This window comes from Plantibacter auratus (assembly GCF_050587365.1).
Lineage (GTDB): Bacteria > Actinomycetota > Actinomycetes > Actinomycetales > Microbacteriaceae > Plantibacter > Plantibacter auratus.
In genome coordinates this window covers 236,182-254,379 of the sequence record NZ_JBOBFV010000001.1, presented here as the reverse complement: position 1 = coordinate 254,379, position 18,198 = coordinate 236,182, and the positions used below count along the sequence as shown (strand labels likewise).

At 68.3% G+C, this 18,198-nt stretch carries 13 protein-coding genes; all 13 read left to right on the top strand.

Features of this window, described 5'->3' with window-relative positions:
* The first annotated feature begins 25 nt into the window (after nt 1–25).
* The 13 genes from ACQ3HE_RS01185 (at nt 26) to tpiA (ending at nt 18,178) form a co-directional block, all read left to right on the top strand.
* Complete coding sequence (locus ACQ3HE_RS01185; protein WP_430890931.1) at nt 26–1,702, top strand: DUF885 domain-containing protein; 1,677 nt, start codon at nt 26–28, stop codon at nt 1,700–1,702.
* The gene (locus ACQ3HE_RS01180; RefSeq protein WP_430890930.1) at nt 1,699–2,685 is read left to right on the top strand and encodes an epimerase; all 987 of its coding nucleotides are present in this window, start codon (nt 1,699–1,701) and stop codon (nt 2,683–2,685) included. Before ACQ3HE_RS01185 ends, ACQ3HE_RS01180 begins: the two co-directional genes overlap by 4 nt.
* A gap of 174 nt (nt 2,686–2,859) precedes the next feature.
* The gene (gene rpsA / locus ACQ3HE_RS01175) at nt 2,860–4,317 is read left to right on the top strand and encodes a 30S ribosomal protein S1 (RefSeq protein WP_056005690.1); all 1,458 of its coding nucleotides are present in this window, start codon (nt 2,860–2,862) and stop codon (nt 4,315–4,317) included.
* 121 nt (nt 4,318–4,438) lie between these two features.
* On the top strand, nt 4,439–5,068 hold the full coding sequence (coaE, locus tag ACQ3HE_RS01170) for a dephospho-CoA kinase (RefSeq protein WP_430890929.1): 630 nt from the start codon (nt 4,439–4,441) through the stop codon (nt 5,066–5,068).
* Between the two features lie 68 nt (nt 5,069–5,136).
* Complete coding sequence (uvrB, locus tag ACQ3HE_RS01165; RefSeq protein ID WP_056777426.1) at nt 5,137–7,203, top strand: excinuclease ABC subunit UvrB; 2,067 nt, start codon at nt 5,137–5,139, stop codon at nt 7,201–7,203.
* 79 nt (nt 7,204–7,282) lie between these two features.
* Entirely contained in the window at nt 7,283–10,174 is a 2,892-nt protein-coding gene (uvrA, locus tag ACQ3HE_RS01160) for an excinuclease ABC subunit UvrA (RefSeq protein WP_430890928.1), read from the top strand.
* Between the two features lies 1 nt (nt 10,175).
* The gene (gene uvrC, locus ACQ3HE_RS01155; protein ID WP_079705955.1) at nt 10,176–12,101 is read left to right on the top strand and encodes an excinuclease ABC subunit UvrC; all 1,926 of its coding nucleotides are present in this window, start codon (nt 10,176–10,178) and stop codon (nt 12,099–12,101) included.
* A 34-nt stretch (nt 12,102–12,135) separates the two neighbouring features.
* Nucleotides 12,136–13,017, top strand: coding sequence for an RNase adapter RapZ (gene rapZ, locus ACQ3HE_RS01150; protein WP_064296920.1), 882 nt, complete (start codon nt 12,136–12,138; stop codon nt 13,015–13,017).
* Between the two features lie 124 nt (nt 13,018–13,141).
* A complete protein-coding gene (gene whiA / locus ACQ3HE_RS01145; protein ID WP_064296921.1) occupies nt 13,142–14,119 on the top strand; it encodes a DNA-binding protein WhiA in 978 nt (325 codons plus the stop codon).
* A gap of 155 nt (nt 14,120–14,274) precedes the next feature.
* Nucleotides 14,275–14,901 carry a superoxide dismutase gene (locus ACQ3HE_RS01140; RefSeq protein WP_064296922.1) on the top strand — a complete coding sequence of 209 codons (627 nt, stop codon included), beginning with the start codon at nt 14,275–14,277 and terminating at the stop codon, nt 14,899–14,901.
* 124 nt (nt 14,902–15,025) lie between these two features.
* Nucleotides 15,026–16,033 (top strand): type I glyceraldehyde-3-phosphate dehydrogenase, encoded by a 1,008-nt coding sequence (gene gap / locus ACQ3HE_RS01135; protein WP_064296923.1) that lies wholly within the window; start codon nt 15,026–15,028, stop codon nt 16,031–16,033.
* A 136-nt stretch (nt 16,034–16,169) separates the two neighbouring features.
* Entirely contained in the window at nt 16,170–17,387 is a 1,218-nt protein-coding gene (locus ACQ3HE_RS01130; RefSeq protein ID WP_079705956.1) for a phosphoglycerate kinase, read from the top strand.
* A complete protein-coding gene (gene tpiA / locus ACQ3HE_RS01125; RefSeq protein ID WP_138947096.1) occupies nt 17,375–18,178 on the top strand; it encodes a triose-phosphate isomerase in 804 nt (267 codons plus the stop codon). Before ACQ3HE_RS01130 ends, tpiA begins: the two co-directional genes overlap by 13 nt.
* The last annotated feature ends 20 nt before the right edge of the window (nt 18,179–18,198 follow it).

Here is an 18,198-nt window from a genome sequence, read left to right as displayed (position 1 = left end):
GCGGGTGCGGACTAGGCTCGACGTCATGTCCCACGAAGAACCTCGTCAGAGCACACCGATCGACGCCATCGCCGAGAGCTGGGTGGAGACCCTCGTCCAGCTGAAGCCGGAGGTCGGTACCTACATCGGCCGCACGGACGTCGGCGGACGGTATGGCGACTACTCGCCGGCCGGCCACGAAGCGTACATCGAAGCCGCGTCGCGCACGCTTCGCGAGCTGCGGTCCGCAGCACCGGTCGACGCCGTCGATCGCGTCACCCAGACCGACCTCTCGGCGGAGCTGGAGCTCGACCTCGCCTCGTCGGAGGCCGGTCTCCAGTACCGCGACCTCAACGTGATCGCGTCGCCGTCGCAGGAGCTGCGCGACGTCTTCGACCTGATGCCGACGGCCACCGTCGAGGACTGGAGCACCATCCGGACCCGCCTCGTCGCGTTGCCGGACGCGGTCGACGGCTACATCGAGACCCTGCGCGAGGGCATCGCCCGGGGGATCACCCCGGCACGCCGTCAGGTGGCCGAGGTGTACGAGCAGGTCCTGCGCACCGGCGCCGACGACGGGTTCTTCATCGGCTTCGCCGCCAACGCCGGTCCGGCGGACGGCCAGCTCCCGGCGTCCCTCGCCGCCGAACTCTCGACGGGTGCCGGCGCCGCAGCCGTCGCCTACAACCGTCTGGCGGACTTCCTCGCGCACGAACTGCTGCCTGCTGCAACCCAGGAGGACGCCATCGGCCGCGAACTCTACGCGCTGCAGTCCCGCCGCTTCCTCGGCGCGACGGTCGACCTCGACGAGAGCTACGAATGGGGCATCGAGGAACTGGCGCGCATGGTGTCGGAGCAGGAGGCGATCGCGAACGAGATCCTCCCCGGCGCGTCCGTCGAGGAGGCGGTCGCCTTCCTCGAACAGGATCCGGCGCGCAAGCTGCACGGCACCGACGCGCTCCAGCGGTGGATGCAGGAGACGAGTGACCGTGCGGTCGAAGAGCTGGGGCGCACGCACTTCGACATCCCGCAGGAGATCCGCGCGCTCGAGTGCATGATCGCGCCGACGCAGGAGGGCGGGATCTACTACACCGGCCCGACAGACGACTTCTCACGCCCTGGCCGCATGTGGTGGTCCGTCCCCGCCGGCGTCACCGAGTTCGACACGTGGCGCGAGCTCACGACCGTGTACCACGAGGGTGTGCCAGGACATCACCTGCAGATCGGGCAGGCCGTCGTCAACCGGAAGACGCTCAACCTCTGGCGTCGACAGCTAGCCGGCACCTCCGGCCATGCCGAGGGCTGGGCCCTCTACGCCGAGCGCCTGATGGAGCAGCTCGGATACCTCGACGACCCGGCGGACCGTCTGGGCATGCTCGACGGTCAGCGGATGCGCGCGGCCCGCGTCGTCCTCGACATCGGGGTGCACCTCGGCAAGCCGCTCCCGGACGGCAGCGGGACCTGGACCGCCGAGTACGCCTTCGATTTCATGGGTCGCAACGTCAACATGTCGCCGGAGTTCGTCCGGTTCGAGGTCAACCGGTACCTCGGTTGGCCCGGCCAGGCGCCGTCGTACAAGATCGGCCAGCGCATCTGGGAACAGCTCCGTGACGACGCGGCCCGCCGCGCCGGGGACGCCTTCGACATCAAGGACTTCCACCGTCGGGCCCTCGACCTCGGGGGCGTCGGGCTCGACACGCTGCGGACGGCGATGCTCGGATGACGGCCGAACGGATCGTCGTCGCCGGCGCGTCCGGGTTCATCGGGCGTCGTCTGGTCGAGTCGTTCCGGGCCGACGGTGCCACCGTCTCCGTCATCGGGCGCGGTGCCGCCGACGCGCGCTGGGATGACCACACGGGCATCGCCCGGCTGGTCGACGGCGCGGACCTCCTGGTCAACCTCGCCGGGAAGAGCGTGAACTGTCGCTACACCCCGTCGAACCGCGCCGAGATCCTCCGGTCCCGCGTGGACACGACGACGGAGCTGGCGCGGGCGGTGCGTGCAGCCGCCTCGCCTCCGCCGCTGTGGATCAACTCGTCGACCGCCACGATCTACCGGCATGCCGACGACCGCCCGATGACGGAGGACGACGGCGAGATCGGTTCCGGGTTCTCCGTCGACGTCGCGACCGCCTGGGAGCAGGCGTTCTTCGCGGACGAGCTGCCCGGGACACGACGGGTCGCCCTCCGCATCGCGATCGTCCTGGGCGACGGCGGAGCGCTCACCCCGCTCCGTTGGTTGGCGCGTCTCGGCCTCGGCGGACCCCAACTGGACGGTCACTGGCCCAGTTCCCGATCGCGTCGTGCCGCCGGCACGGATCACCGGTTCGGGACGCCGGGCGGACGGCAGCGGTTCAGCTGGATCCATCTTGACGACGTCGTCGGCATCGTCCGGTTCCTCCGTGGCCGTCCCGAACTCGACGGCGTCGTCAATGTGACGTCCCCGAACCCCACCGACAACCGCGGATTCATGCGGACTCTGCGGTACGCGCTCGGGATGCCGGTCGGCCTCCCCGCGCCCCGCTGGTTGCTGGAGATCGGGATGTCCATCCTGCGGACCGAGAGCGAGCTGGTCCTGAAGAGTCGCTGGGCGATGCCGGAGCGGTTGCTGCAGGCGGGCTACCGGTTCGAGCACCCGACGCTCGATCCAGCGCTGCGGGACATCCTCTCCGACCGCGGCTTGCCTGCACACCCGGAAAATCGCTAGACTGGACTGTCACAATTGTGACGTCCTATCCGCCTGCCCGTCTCGCAGAGCGACACCGATCCCCGGATCGGTTCACACAACAGCATCGCTTCGATCAACGTCCGTGGTCATCCACGGGTCCGGAGCCGTGCGCGAGGCCGGCCTGAATCATTGTCCACCTGGAGCAATTACTACATGACAAGCGCAACGACCGCCCCCAAGCAGGTCGCAATCAACGACATCGGATCTGCTGAGGACTTCCTCGCAGCGGTCGAAAAGACTCTGAAGTTCTTCAACGACGGCGACCTCATCGAGGGCACCGTCGTGAAGATCGACCGCGACGAGGTCCTCCTCGACGTCGGCTACAAGACCGAGGGTGTCATCCCCTCGCGTGAACTCTCCATCAAGCACGACGTCGACCCCTCCGAGGTCGTCAACGTCGGCGACACGATCGAGGCTCTCGTTCTCCAGAAGGAGGACAAGGAAGGCCGTCTGATCCTGTCGAAGAAGCGCGCACAGTACGAGCGTGCTTGGGGCGACGTGGAGAAGATCAAGGAATCCGACGGCGTCGTCACCGGTTCGGTCATCGAGGTCGTCAAGGGCGGCCTCATCGTCGACATCGGCCTCCGTGGCTTCCTCCCGGCCTCGCTCATCGAGCTGCGCCGCGTCCGCGACCTCACGCCGTACCTCGGCCAGGAGATCGAGGCGAAGATCCTCGAGCTCGACAAGAACCGCAACAACGTGGTCCTGTCGCGCCGTGCGCTCCTCGAGCAGACGCAGTCCGAGAGCCGCACCACCTTCCTCAACAACCTCCAGAAGGGACAGGTCCGCAAGGGCGTCGTCTCCTCGATCGTCAACTTCGGCGCGTTCGTCGACCTCGGCGGCGTCGACGGTCTCGTCCACGTCTCCGAGCTCAGCTGGAAGCACATCGAGCACGCCAGCGAGGTCGTCGAGGTCGGTCAGGAAGTCACCGTCGAGATCCTCGAGGTCGACCTGGACCGCGAGCGCGTCTCGCTGTCGCTCAAGGCGACCCAGGAGGACCCGTGGCAGGTCTTCGCCCGCACCCACGCCATCGGCCAGGTTGCACCGGGTAAGGTCACCAAGCTCGTCCCGTTCGGTGCGTTCGTCCGCGTCGCAGACGGCATCGAGGGCCTCGTGCACATCTCGGAGCTCTCCGGCAAGCACGTCGAGCTCGCCGAGCAGGTCGTTTCGGTCGGCGAAGAGGTCTTCGTCAAGGTCATCGACATCGACCTCGAGCGTCGCCGCATCTCGCTGAGCCTCAAGCAGGCCAACGAGGGTGTCGACCCCGAGGGCACCGAGTTCGACCCGGCCCTCTACGGCATGCTCACGGAGTACGACGAGCTCGGGAACTACAAGTACCCCGAGGGCTTCGACGCCGAGACGCAGGAGTGGAAGGAAGGCTTCGACGCCGAGCGCGAGAAGTGGGAGCAGGACTACGCTGCCGCCCAGGCTCGTTGGGAAGCGCACAAGAAGCAGGTCGCTGCCGCAGCCGTCGAAGAGGCCAACCAGGCTTCCTCGTCGACCGCGTCCTCGTCGGCCGGTTCCTCGTTCTCGAGCGACTCCGCCGGCGGCGGCACGCTCGCTGACGACGAGTCCCTCGCGGCTCTCCGCGAGAAGCTCTCGAGCAACTAGTCCCACCAGCACCGACCAGCGTCGGTGTCCAGCAGGGGGTCGCCTTCGGGCGGCCCCCTGCTGCGTTGTGCGAGGGGCGCTGGTCGAAGGCGCTGCACGCTCCGCGGGTACGCTGGCTGACATGTACCTCATCGGCCTCACCGGCGGGATCGCCTCCGGCAAATCGACCATCGCGGCCCGGCTCGCTGAACACGGCGCCGTCGTCATCGACGCGGACGTCCTCTCACGAGAGGCCGTCGAGCCGGGGACCCCGGGACTGGCCGCCATCGCGAAGCGCTTCGGTGCCGACGTGATCGGGCCCGACGGAGCACTCGACCGCGCTGCGCTCGGCTCCATCGTCTTCGCCGACGACCAGGCGCGGGCCGACCTCAACGCCATCGTGCACCCGGAGGTCAAGCGGCGTTCACAGGCCCGGATCGCCGAAGCCTCGAGCGACCCCGGTGCCGTCGTCGTCTACGACGTCCCGCTGCTCGTCGAGACCGGCCGCGCAGACGAGTTCGACCTCGTGGTCGTCGCCGCAGCTCCGGAGGGGGAGCGCGCCCGTCGGCTCGTCGACCTCCGCGGGCTCGACCGGGGCGAGGCGGAACGACGGATCGCGGCCCAGGCGACCGAGGAGCAGCGCGCCGCCGTCGCCGACGTGGTGATCGACACCGCCGGCTCGCTCGAGCACACCCTCAGCCAGGTCGACGCGGTCTGGCACCGCGCCGCCGCGGCCGCTGAACCGGCGCCCGACCGTCAGGACGGCGTCTGAGCGCTTCACCCGCTCCGCTGTGGGCGAAGCGGGGCAGTGGTGTCGGTGGTCCTCCGTAGACTCGGAGCATGGAACCAACACGCGCCGTCCGCCCCTTCGAGGTGATCAGCGAGTACGAGCCGAGCGGCGACCAGCCCGCCGCCATCGAGCAGCTGTCCGGGCGCATCAACGCCGGCGAGACCGACGTCGTCCTGTTGGGCGCCACGGGTACCGGTAAGTCCGCGACGACCGCCTGGCTCATCGAAGCCGTCCAGCGCCCGACGCTCGTCCTGGCACACAACAAGACGCTCGCGGCCCAGCTGGCGAACGAGTTCCGCGAGCTCATGCCGAACAACGCGGTCGAGTACTTCGTCTCCTACTACGACTACTACCAGCCCGAGGCGTACGTCCCACAGACCGACACCTTCATCGAGAAGGACTCGTCGATCAACGCCGAGGTGGAGCGACTGCGGCACTCGACCACCAACTCGCTGCTGAGCCGTCGCGACGTCATCGTCGTGTCGACCGTGTCGTGCATCTACGGTCTCGGTGCGGCGGAGGAGTACCTGGAGGCGATGGCGGCGCTGCAGGTCGGGCAGAACATCGGGCGCGACCGCCTCATCCGCAAGTTCGTCGGCATGCAGTACAACCGCAACGACGTCGACTTCTCGCGCGGCAACTTCCGTGTGCGCGGCGACACCATCGAGATCATCCCGGTCTACGAGGAGCTCGCGATCCGCATCGAATTCTTCGGCGACGAGATCGAGGCCCTCTACGCCCTGCACCCGCTCACCGGCGACGTCGTGAAGAAGCTCGACGCGGTGTCGGTGTTCCCGGCCTCCCACTACGCCGCCAGCCCGCAGACGATCCAGCGCGCCATCGGCACCATCCAGGAGGAGCTGGCGGAGCGGCTCCAGTCGCTCGAACGCGAGGGCAAGCTCCTCGAGGCGCAGCGGCTCCGCATGCGGACCACTTTCGACCTCGAGATGATGCAGCAGATCGGCTTCTGCTCCGGCATCGAGAACTACTCGCGCCACATCGACGGTCGCTCGGCCGGTGAGGCACCGAACTGCCTCCTCGACTACTTCCCCGACGACTTCCTCACCGTCATCGACGAGTCGCATGTCACCGTCCCGCAGATCGGCGCAATGTTCGAGGGCGACGCCTCCCGCAAGCGCACCCTCGTCGAGCACGGGTTCCGACTCCCGAGCGCGATGGACAACCGCCCGCTCCGGTGGGACGAGTTCAAGAACCGCGTCGGCCAGACGGTGTACCTCTCGGCGACGCCGGGCAAGTACGAGATGGGCATCGCGGACGGCATCGTCGAGCAGATCATCCGGCCGACCGGCCTCGTCGACCCGGCGATCATCGTCAAGCCCTCCAACGGCCAGATCGACGACCTCCTCGAGGAGATCCGGGTCCGCGCCGAGCGCGACGAACGCGTCCTCGTCACCACCCTCACCAAGAAGATGGCGGAGGAGCTCACCGACTTCCTGACCGAGGCCGGCGTGCGCGTCCGCTACCTGCACTCCGACGTCGACACCCTCCGGCGGGTCGAGCTGTTGAGCGAACTCCGGCAGGGCGTCTACGACGTCCTCATCGGCATCAACCTGCTGCGCGAGGGGCTCGACCTCCCGGAGGTCTCGCTCGTGGCGATCCTCGACGCCGACAAGGAGGGCTTCCTCCGCTCGTCGACCTCGCTCATCCAGACCATCGGTCGTGCCGCCCGCAACGTGTCCGGCGAGGTCCACATGTACGCCGACGTCCTGACCGACTCGATGAAGCGCGCGATCGAGGAGACGGACCGTCGCCGCGAGAAGCAGGTCGCCTACAACGAGGAGCGCGGGATCGATCCGCAGCCGCTGCGCAAGCGGATCGCCGACATCACCGAGGCGCTCGCCCGTGAGGGCGCAGACACCGCGGCGCTGCTCGCCGGACGCGACAACGGCAAGAAGAAGAGCCCGACGCCGAACCTGCGTCGGGAGGGCATCGCCGCCGAGGGCGCGAACGACCTCGAGTCGATCATCGCGGACCTCAACGCGCAGATGCTGGCCGCCGCGGCGGAGCTCAAGTTCGAACTCGCCGGCCGTCTCCGCGACGAGGTCTCCGAACTCAAGCAGGAACTTCGACAGATGGCCAAGGCCGGGCACATCTAGTTCGCCGCTTCGCTGAGAGCGCAGTACCACAGACACCGCTCGGGAGTCCGGTGTCGGTGGTGCTGCGTAGACTCGAAGGGTGTCAATTGCCAAGGTAGATCACCACTCCACGCTCAGCGTCCGCGGAGCCCGCGTCCACAATCTTCAGAACGTCGACCTCGAGATCCCTCGCGACTCGCTCGTCGTCTTCACGGGTCTCTCGGGATCGGGGAAGTCCTCACTCGCCTTCGACACGATCTTCGCCGAGGGCCAGCGACGCTACGTCGAGTCGCTCTCGGCGTACGCCCGCCAGTTCCTCGGTCAGGTCGACCGCCCCGACGTCGACTTCATCGAGGGCCTGAGCCCCGCGGTCTCGATCGACCAGAAGTCCACGAACCGCAACCCCCGGTCGACCGTCGGGACGATCACCGAGGTCTACGACTACATGCGGCTGCTCTGGGCGCGCATCGGCGTCCCGCACTGCCCGGTCTGCGGCGAGGTCATCCAGCGCCAGACGGTGCAGCAGATCGCCGACCAGCTGATGGAGCTCGAGGAGCGACGCCGCTACCAGATCGTCGCCCCCGTCGTGAGCCAGAAGAAGGGCGAGTTCGTCGACCTCTTCAAGGAGCTCTCGGCCAAGGGCTTCGCGCGCGCCATCGTCGACGGCGAGGCGATCCAGCTCGCGGAACCGCCGACCCTCAAGAAGCAGGTCAAGCACGACATCGCGGTCGTCGTCGACCGCCTCGTCGCCGGGCCCGAGATCCTCGGTCGCCTGACCGACTCCCTCGAGACGGCACTGCAGCTCACCGACGGCCTCGTGACGATCAACTTCGTCGACGAAGAGGGCGACGACGCCTGGCGCACCTTCTCCGAGAAGCTCTCCTGCCCGAACAACCACCCGTTGCAGCTGACCGAGATCGAGCCGCGGACGTTCTCGTTCAACGCACCGTTTGGTGCCTGCCCGGAGTGCTCGGGCCTCGGCACGCGCATGTCGGTCGACGCGGAGCTGCTCCTCGGCGACGAGGAACTCAGCATCAACGAGGGCGTCATCGTCCCGTGGACCACCCAGGGCAAGGGGCTCTATCAGTACTACGAGAAGCTGCTCGACGGGCTTGCCCGCGACCTCGACTTCTCGCTCGACACCCCCTGGCGCGACCTGCCTTCCAAGGTCCAGGAGGCGGTGCTCCGCGGCGACAATTTCAAGGTCAAGGTCAAGTGGAAGAACCGCTTCGGCCGCGAGATGAGCTACTCCTCGGGCTTCGAGGGCGTCATCCCGTACATCGAGCGTCAGTACCTCCAGGCCGACACCGACAGCCAGCGCGTGCGCTGGTCCGAGTACCTGCGCGAAGTCCCGTGCCAGGTCTGCGGCGGTCGTCGCCTGAAGCCGGAGGTCCTCTCCGTCCTGATCCACGACCACAACATCGCCGAGGTCGCCGAGCTGAGCCTCTCCGACGCCCGCGCGTTCATGGACCGCCTCGAGCTGAGCGACCGCGAGGCCCACATCGCCGCGCAGGTGCTGCGCGAGATCAAGGTCCGACTCGACTTCCTCATCCAGGTCGGACTCAACTACCTCGATCTGGCCCGGACCGCCGGCTCCCTCTCGGGCGGCGAGGCGCAGCGCATCCGCCTCGCGACGCAGATCGGCTCGGGACTCACCGGCGTGCTCTACGTCCTCGACGAACCGAGCATCGGCCTGCACCAGCGCGACAACCGCCGCCTCATCGAGACCCTCGTGGCCCTGCGCGACCTCGGCAACACGCTGATCGTGGTCGAACACGACGAGGACACCATCCGCACCGCCGACTGGATCGTCGACATCGGTCCCGGCGCGGGCGTCAACGGCGGCCGCGTCGTGCACTCCGGGTCGTACGAGGCGCTCGAGGCCAACGCCGAGTCCCTCACCGGCGACTACCTCTCCGGCCGCAAGGCCATCGAGATCCCGGCGAAGCGTCGTCCGATCGACACGAAGCGTCAGATCCAGGTGATCGGAGCGCAGGCCAACAACCTGAAGAAGGTCAGCGCGGACTTCCCGCTCGGAGTCCTCACCGCCGTCACCGGCGTGAGCGGTTCCGGGAAGTCCTCGCTCGTCAACGACGTCCTGTACCGGGTCCTGGCGAACAAGCTGAACGGCGCGCGCAAGCTGCCCGGCAAGCACACCAGGGTCACGGGTCTGGAGCACCTCGACAAGGTGGTCCACGTCGACCAGGCGCCCATCGGCCGCACCCCTCGCTCGAACCCCGCCACGTACACCGGCGTCTTCGACAAGATCCGCAACCTCTTCGCGGAGACGCAGGAGGCCAAGGTCCGCGGCTACCTCGCCGGACGGTTCAGCTTCAACGTCAAGGGCGGCCGCTGTGAGGCCTGCTCGGGCGACGGCACGATCAAGATCGAGATGAACTTCCTGCCCGACGTCTACGTCGCCTGCGAGGTGTGCGGGGGAGCGCGGTACAACCGCGACACCCTGACCATCCACTACAAGGGCAAGAACATCGCCGAGGTCCTCGACATGCCGATCGCCGAGGCTGCCGACTTCTTCGAGCCGATCTCCTCGATCCACCGGTTCCTGAAGACGCTCGTCGAGGTCGGCCTGGGCTACGTCCGTCTCGGCCAGAGCGCCACGACGCTGTCCGGCGGCGAGGCCCAGCGCGTCAAGCTCGCGACGGAGTTGCAGCGGCGGAGCAACGGGCGCAGTGTCTACGTCCTCGACGAGCCGACCACGGGTCTGCACTTCGAAGACGTCCGGAAGCTGCTGCTCGTCCTCGGCGGGCTCGTCGACAAGGGCAACACGGTCATCGTGATCGAGCACAACCTCGACGTCATCAAGTCCGCCGACTGGCTCATCGACATGGGCCCCGAGGGTGGAGCCGGTGGCGGGACGGTCCTCGCCACGGGAACACCCGAGCACCTCGCGACGGTCCCCGGCAGCCACACGGGCTTCTTCCTGAACGAACTGTTCGAGGCAGAGGCCGGCGGCAGCCGCAAGGCGGGCTGACGTGGCGGCCGTCCGCGGCGGAAGTGGTCTGGCGTACCGGCCGAAGGCGGGGGAGATCCCCACCATGCCCGGCGTGTACCGCTTCAGCGACGACTCGGGCCGGGTGCTCTACGTCGGCAAGGCGATGAACCTCCGGGCGAGGCTCAGCAACTATTTCGCGCCCCTGCATACGCTGCACGAGCGAACGCGCCGCATGGTGACGACCGCGACCGGGGTCACCTGGACGACGGTCGGCAGCGACGTCGAGGCGCTGCAGCTCGAGTACACGTGGATCAAGGAGTACGACCCGCCGTTCAACGTCAAGTTCCGCGACGACAAGTCGTACCCGTACCTCGCGGTCACCCTCGGTGACGAGGCGCCGCGCGTCATGGTCACCCGGAACACCCGGATCCCGGGGGCCAAGTACTTCGGCCCGTACCCGAAGATCTGGGCTGTCCACGACACGGTCGACCTCATGATCAAGGTCTTCCCGATCCGCACCTGCTCCGACTCGGCGTACAAGCGGGCCATGGCCTCGGGGAAGCCCTGTTTCCCCGGACAGATCGGGCGGTGCGGCGGCCCGTGCTCCGGCAAGGTCACCATCGAGGAACACCGCGCGATCGTCGACGACTTCGTCTCGTTCATGGTCGGCAACGACCGCCGGTTCACGACGCGCATCACCGCTGACATGAAGGCCGCCGCGGCCCGCCAGGACTACGAGTCCGCGGCCGTCTACCGGGATCAGCTCCAGGCGCTCGACCAGGTGCTCGCGAAGAGCGCGGTCGTCCTGCGCGACGCCGTGGACGCCGACCTGTTCGGCATCGACCACGACGAGCTCGCCGCGTCGGTGCAGCAGTTCATCGTCCGTGGCGGCCGCATCCGCGGTGTGCGGTCGTGGACCGTCGACAAGGAGCTCGACATGTCGACCGCCGAGCTCGTCGACAGCGTCGTCCAACGGGTGTACGCCGCCGCGAGCGGGACCGAGGTCCCGCGAGAGGTGCTCGTCCCGGAACTGCCGGACGACGCCGAGAGCCTCGAGGACTGGCTGGCCGAACGCCGCGGCTCGAAGGTCGCCCTCCGCGTCGCCCAACGCGGTGAGAAGGCGACGCTCATGGAGACCGCGGTCGTCAACGCCAAGCAGGCCCTCATGCTCTACAAGACCCGGCGCAGCTCCGACTTCGTCGCCCGGACACAGGCACTCGAGGACATCCGCGATGCGCTCGGGATGCCCGAGGCGCCCCTGCGGATCGAGTGCTTCGACGTGTCGCACCTGAGCGGTACCAACATCGTGGCGTCGATGGTGGTCTTCGAGGACGGGCTGTCCCGCAAGGACGAGTACCGCCGCTTCGGCGTCGCCGAGTCCACCGACGACACCGACTCGATCTACCAGGTCGTCTCCCGGCGACTCGCGCACCTGACGTCGTCCGAGCCCGTCGAGACGGTCGACGAGACCACGGGGGAGCGCAAGCGCCGGAAGTTCACCTATCCGCCGCAGCTCCTCATCGTCGACGGCGGGCAACCACAGGTCGCCGCCGCCGCACGTGCGCTGGAGGAGTCCGGCCTGACCGGGATCACCCTGTGCGGACTGGCGAAGCGACTGGAGGAGATCTGGTTGCCCGACGACCCGTATCCGGTGATCCTGCCGCGGGGGAGCGAAGCCCTGTTCCTCCTCCAGCGGGTCCGCGACGAGGCGCACCGGTTCGCCATCAGTTTCCAGCGACAGAAGCGGAAGCGCGACATCTCGACCGTCCTCGGCGAGATCCCGGGGCTCGGTCCGGCGAAGGTCCGCGAGCTGCTCAAGCACTTCGGATCCGTCGCGCGCCTGAAGACCGCGACGCCGGCCGAGATCACCGAGGTCAAGGGCATCGGCGACAAACTGGCGGCCACGGTGCACGAGGCGTTGACCTCCGGCTCCGCACAGCCCTCGCAGGCCTCGCGGAATGGGTAGGCTGGGACTTCAGACCTTCGAGGAAAGCGTGTCGATGACCCCGGGCCAGCCGCAGCACCAGCAGGAAGTCCTCATCGTCACGGGGATGTCCGGCGCCGGACGCTCCACCGTCGCGAACGCGCTCGAGGATCTCGGCTGGTACGTCGTCGACAACCTGCCCCCGCAGATGCTCCGTCCCCTCGTCGACCTCGCCGAGCGCGCCGGATCACGTCTGCCGCGGATCGCCGCGGTGGTCGACGTCCGAGGCCGCGACTTCTTCAGCGAGCTGCAGGAGATCGTGCCGGCCCTCCGGGGCGGGACGCACCTCCGCATGATCTTCCTGGAGGCGACCGACGCGGCGCTCGTCCGCCGGTTCGAAGCCGTCCGCCGGCCGCACCCGCTCCAGGGCGAGGGAACGATCCTCGACGGCATCGTGGCGGAGCGTCACCGACTGAGCGAGATCCGTGAGTCGAGCGACGTCATCATCGACACGAGCGACCTCAACATCCACCAGCTCGCCACGACCACGCGTGAGCTCTTCGCCGGCGCGGAGACACCGGGTGTCCAGGTCACCGTGCTGAGCTTCGGGTTCAAGTACGGCCTGCCGCCTGATGCGGACCTCGTCGCCGACATGCGGTTCCTCCCGAACCCGTTCTGGGTTCCGGAGCTGCGTGCGTTGAGCGGTCAGGACCCCGAGGTCAGTGAGTACGTGCTCTCGCAGACCGGAGCCGCCGAGTTCCTCGAGAGCTACGCCCACGCCCTCGAACCCGTCCTCGCCGGGTACCAGCGCGAGAACAAGCGTCACGTCACCATCGCCGTCGGCTGCACGGGGGGCAAGCACCGCTCGGTCGCGGTCGCCCTCGAACTCGCCGACCGGCTGCGGAACCAGTCCGGCGTCGCCGTGCACGTCCGGCACCGAGACCTCGGGCGCGAATGACGCCCACGGGCCCGACGCAGCCGCGGCGGAGCCCGAACGGTCCGAGGCACCACGCCTCCGGATCGCGAACATGCAGGATCGACGCCGCACTCCGACGGCGCGATCACGACAGATAGGAACCACCGTGGCCCTCACCGCCGACGTCAAGAACGAACTGGCGCTCGTCCGCGAGACCCGCAACTCGGTCCGAGCGGCCGAACTCGCGTCCCTGCTCCGCTTCTCCGGCGGACTTCACACGATCTCCGGGCGCGTGGCGATCGAAGCCGAACTCGACAGTCCGACCCTCGCGCAGCGGGTGCGTCGTGACATCGGCGAGCTCTACGGGATCCGCAGCGAGATCCTCGTGCAGAACCCCGGCAGCTCGGGCAAACCGAGCCTGTTCGTGGTGCGCGTCATCGAGGGCGGCGAGACCCTCGCCCGGCAGACCGGACTCCTCGACGCCCGACGGCGTGCGGTCCGCGGGCTGCCGAACCGGCTGACCACCGGGTCGCGCGACGAACTCGCCGCCGTCTGGCGGGGCGCGTTCCTCGCGACCGGGTCCCTGACCGACCCCGGCCGATCCGCGTCACTCGACGTCGTGTGCCCCGGCAACGAGTCCGCGATGGCGCTCGTCGGTGCCGCGGGCCGCATCGGTGTCTCCGCGAAGGCGCGGGAGGTCCGCGGCATCCACCGTGTCGTCATCCGCGAGGGCGACGCGATCAGCGGCATGCTGTCGCTCATGGGTGCCACCGGCACCGTCACCTCCTGGGAGGAGATGCGGCAGCGCAAGGAGGTCCGGGCGACCGCGAACCGCCTCGTCAACTTCGACGACGCCAATTTGCGCCGCTCCGCCCAGGCGGCCGTGGCGGCCTGCGCGCGCGTCGAGCGCGCCCTCGAGATCCTGGGCGACGAGGTCCCCGACCACCTGCAGTACGCCGGTGCCCTGCGCCTCGACCACCGTGAGGCCAGCCTCGACGAACTCGGCCACTTCGCCGACCCTCCGATGACGAAGGACGCCATCGCCGGCCGCATCCGGCGCCTGCTCGCCATGGCGGACAAGCACGCGAGCGATCTCGGCATCCCGGGCACCGACGCCAACCTCCCGGCGGATTACGAGGACTGAAACAGCTCGTGAATCCTCGCCGACCCGCCATCGTCGCGGTTCGTCATGCTGGGAACAAGCCCCGACTCCCGACGGTTGCCGCTCACTAGACTGGGTGGTGACGCTCAGAGCCGTGTGCAGACAGCGCACGGGACAACACGAGGAGATCACGAAGAATGGCTGTTTACTCACTGCCCGAATTGCCGTACGACTACAGTGCGCTCGAGCCGCACATCAGTGCGACCATCACCGAGCTCCACCACGACAAGCACCACGCCACCTACGTGGCCGGCGCGAACACGGCCCTCGAGAAGCTCGCTGAGGCCCGCGACGCCAACGACTTCACGAACGTCAACAAGCTCGAGAAGGACCTCGCGTTCAACCTCGGCGGTCACGTCAACCACACCATCTGGTGGAACAACCTCTCCCCGGACGGCGGCGACAAGCCGACCGGCGAGCTCGAGTCGGCCGTCGACGAGTACTTCGGCAGCTTCGACAAGTTCCAGGCGCACTTCACCGCCGCGGCGCTCGGCGTGCAGGGTTCCGGATGGGCCGCGCTCACCTGGGACACCCTCGGTCAGCGCATCAACATCCAGCAGTTCTTCGACCAGCAGGGCAACTTCCCGGCCGGCACGGTCCCGCTGCTGCTGCTCGACGTCTGGGAGCACGCCTACTACCTCGACTACAAGAACGTCCGCGCCGACTACGTCAAGGCGTTCTGGAACATCGTCAACTGGGCCGACGTCCAGGCACGCTTCGAGGTCGCGCGCAAGCAGACCAACGGCCTGCTGGTACTGTCGTAGTTGACCGGTCCGTCCCGGTCCCACGGGCCGGGACGGACCACCTTCCTCCTCACTCGGGGAGGGCGCTCACTCCGAGCAGACCGTACAATCGCGCCGTCTGGCGCCTCAGTATCAGGAGTCATCTGTGTCCGTCAAGATCGGCATCAACGGCTTCGGCCGCATCGGCCGCAACTTCTTCCGCGCCGCCCTCGCCAAGGGCAGCGACCTCGAGATCGTCGCTGTCAACGACCTCACCGACAACAAGGCGCTCGCCCACCTCCTGAAGTACGACTCCATCACGGGTCGTCTGGACGCGACGGTCGAGCTCGACGGCGACAAGATCATCGTCAACGGCAAGCCCATCATCGTGCTCGCGGAGCGCGACCCCGCCGACCTCCCCTGGGGCGAGCTCGGCGTCGACATCGTCATCGAGTCGACCGGTCGCTTCACGAAGTCCGACGACGCCCGCAAGCACATCACCGCCGGCGCCAAGAAGGTCCTCGTCTCGGCTCCCGCCACGGGCAGCGACGTCGCCACGATCGTCCTCGGCGTCAACGAGGGCACCTACGACGCAGCGACGCACGACATCATCTCGAACGCGTCCTGCACGACGAACTGCCTCGCGCCGCTCGCCAAGGTCCTGCTCGACAACTTCGGCATCGAGCGTGGCCTCATGACCACGGTGCACGCCTACACCGCCGACCAGAACCTGCAGGACGGCCCGCACAGCGACCTCCGTCGTGCACGCGCCGCCGCCGTCAACATCATCCCGACCTCCACCGGTGCAGCCAAGGCACTCGGCCTGGTCATCCCGGAGCTCGTCGGCAAGCTCGACGGCTACGCCCTGCGCGTCCCGGTCCCGACCGGTTCGATCACCGACCTCACGGTCGAGCTGACCAACCCGGCCACGGTCGAGGAGATCAACGCCGCGTACAAGGCTGCCGCCGAGGGCCCCCTCAAGGGCATCCTGAAGTACACCGAGGACCCGATCGTCTCGAGCGACATCGTGACCGACCCGCACTCCTCGATCTTCGACGCCGGCCTCACCAAGGTCATCGGCTCGCAGGTCAAGGTCGCCTCGTGGTACGACAACGAGTGGGGCTACTCGAACCGCCTCGTCGACCTCACCGAGTACGTCGCGGACCGCCTCTAACCAACCGGCTGTCTGCCGCACTCCTCACCCGAGCAGCCAGACACCGCATGGTCCGAACGGGCGTCCTGAATCATCTTCAGGGCGCCCGTTCGGTTTCGTCGGTGGTCGTGGCTCAGCGCAGAGAAAGACCCTCCTCATGACCCTCCGCACCCTCGACTCGCTGGGCGACCTCAGCGGTCGCAGAGCTGTCGTCCGCCTCGACCTCAACGTTCCGCTCAAGGACGGCGTCATCACCGACGACGGCCGCATCCGCGCGGCACTCCCCACCCTCAACGCGCTCATCAACCAGGGTGCGCGTGTCGTCATCGTCTCGCACCTCGGCCGCCCCGACGGCACACCCGACGCGAAGTACAGCCTTGCGCCCGTCGCGCAGCGACTGTCCGAACTCCTCGGCAAGCCCGTGACCTTCGCCGCCGACACCGTCGGCAGTGCCGCGACCGACGCCGTCGCCGCGCAGACCGACGGCGACGTCGTCCTGCTCGAGAACCTGCGCTTCAACTCCGCCGAGACCAGCAAGGACGCCGGCGAACGTGAGGCGTTCGCCGCCAAGCTCGCCGCCTTCGGCGACGTCGTCGTCTCGGACGGCTTCGGTGTCGTCCACCGGAAGCAGGCGAGCGTGTACGAGCTCGCCAAGCTGCTCCCGAGCGCTGCCGGGCTGCTCATCGCCGCCGAGCTCGAGGTCCTCGACCGTCTCACCGAGACCCCGGAGCGCCCCTACACGGTCGTCCTCGGCGGCTCGAAGGTCTCCGACAAGCTGGGCGTCATCGGCCACCTGCTGCCGCGCGTCGACTCGCTGCTCATCGGCGGTGGCATGCTGTTCACCTTCCTCGCCGCCCAGGGGCACGCCGTCGGTTCGAGCCTGCTCGAAGCGGACCAGATCGAGACCGTCCGCGGCTACCTCGCGAAGGCCGACGAGCTCGGCGTGACGATCGTCCTGCCGACCGACGTCGTCGTCGCCTCGGCGTTCGGTGCCGACGCCGAGCACGTCGTGCGCCCGGCCGACGCCATCGAGGACACCCCGTTCGGTGCCTCCGGACTCGGACTCGACATCGGACCGGACACGGCTGCAGCGTTCGCCGAGATCGTCGCCGCGTCCAAGACGGTGTTCTGGAACGGCCCGATGGGTGTGTTCGAACTCGCGCCCTTCGCCGCCGGTACGCGCGCGGTCGCTGAAGCACTCACCCGCACGGACGGCCTGAGCGTCGTCGGTGGCGGTGACTCGGCCGCAGCGGTTCGTGCGCTCGGCTTCGATGATGACCAGTTCGGTCACATCTCAACTGGTGGCGGCGCCAGCCTCGAGTTCCTCGAGGGCAAGCGTCTGCCTGGACTGGAGGTCCTCGGATGGCAGCAGTAACCCCCGGGCGCACGCGTGTGCCCCTGATCGCCGGCAACTGGAAGCTCAACCTGGACCACCTCCAGGCGATCGCCCTCGTCCAGAAGCTCGATTGGACGCTCAAGGACGGCAAGCACGACTATGCGGACGCCGAGGTGGCCATCTTCCCGCCGTTCACGGACCTCCGCTCGGTCCAGACGATCGTCGCCGCCGACAAGCTCAAGCTGGCCTACGGCGCGCAGGACCTGTCGCAGCACGACTCGGGCGCCTACACCGGTGAGATCTCCGGGGCGTTCCTCGCGAAGCTCGACTGCCGCTACGTGCTCGTCGGACACTCCGAGCGCCGCACCCTGCACAACGAGACCGACGAGGTCGTCCAGGCGAAGACGGCCGCAGCCGTGCGACACGGCCTCGTCCCCGTCATCTGCATCGGTGAGACCGCCGAAGACCTCGAGGAACACGGCCCGTCGGCCGTCCCCGTGGCGCAGCTCAAGGCGGCCATCGACGGACTCGCACCGGACGCGGACATCGTCGTGGCCTACGAGCCGGTGTGGGCCATCGGTTCCGGTCAGGCGGCGACGCCCGATCAGGCGCAGCAGGTCGCGGCCGCTCTCCGCAGCACGCTCGCCGAGGTCCTCGGCGACGAGGCGGCGCAGCGCACGCGGATCCTCTACGGCGGTTCGGTGAAGGCCTCGAACATCGCCGGCTTCATGCGCGAACCAGACGTCGACGGTGCCCTCGTCGGCGGTGCGAGCCTGCTCGCCGACGAGTTCGCCGGGATCGCGCGCTTCTCGCAGCACGTCGGACTCTGACCGACCTGCTGCACCAGCAG

Bases quoted from the DNA above. Each gene is read 5' to 3' on its own strand.
- ACQ3HE_RS01185 (WP_430890931.1), top strand. From the start codon at position 26: ATGTCCCACGAAGAACCTCGTCAGAGCACACCGATCGACGCCATCGCC.
- ACQ3HE_RS01180 (WP_430890930.1), top strand. From the start codon at position 1,699: ATGACGGCCGAACGGATCGTCGTCGCCGGCGCGTCCGGGTTCATCGGG.
- rpsA (WP_056005690.1), top strand. From the start codon at position 2,860: ATGACAAGCGCAACGACCGCCCCCAAGCAGGTCGCAATCAACGACATC.
- coaE (WP_430890929.1), top strand. From the start codon at position 4,439: ATGTACCTCATCGGCCTCACCGGCGGGATCGCCTCCGGCAAATCGACC.
- uvrB (WP_056777426.1), top strand. From the start codon at position 5,137: ATGGAACCAACACGCGCCGTCCGCCCCTTCGAGGTGATCAGCGAGTAC.
- rapZ (WP_064296920.1), top strand. From the start codon at position 12,136: ATGACCCCGGGCCAGCCGCAGCACCAGCAGGAAGTCCTCATCGTCACG.
- ACQ3HE_RS01140 (WP_064296922.1), top strand. From the start codon at position 14,275: ATGGCTGTTTACTCACTGCCCGAATTGCCGTACGACTACAGTGCGCTC.
- ACQ3HE_RS01130 (WP_079705956.1), top strand. From the start codon at position 16,170: ATGACCCTCCGCACCCTCGACTCGCTGGGCGACCTCAGCGGTCGCAGA.
- tpiA (WP_138947096.1), top strand. From the start codon at position 17,375: ATGGCAGCAGTAACCCCCGGGCGCACGCGTGTGCCCCTGATCGCCGGC.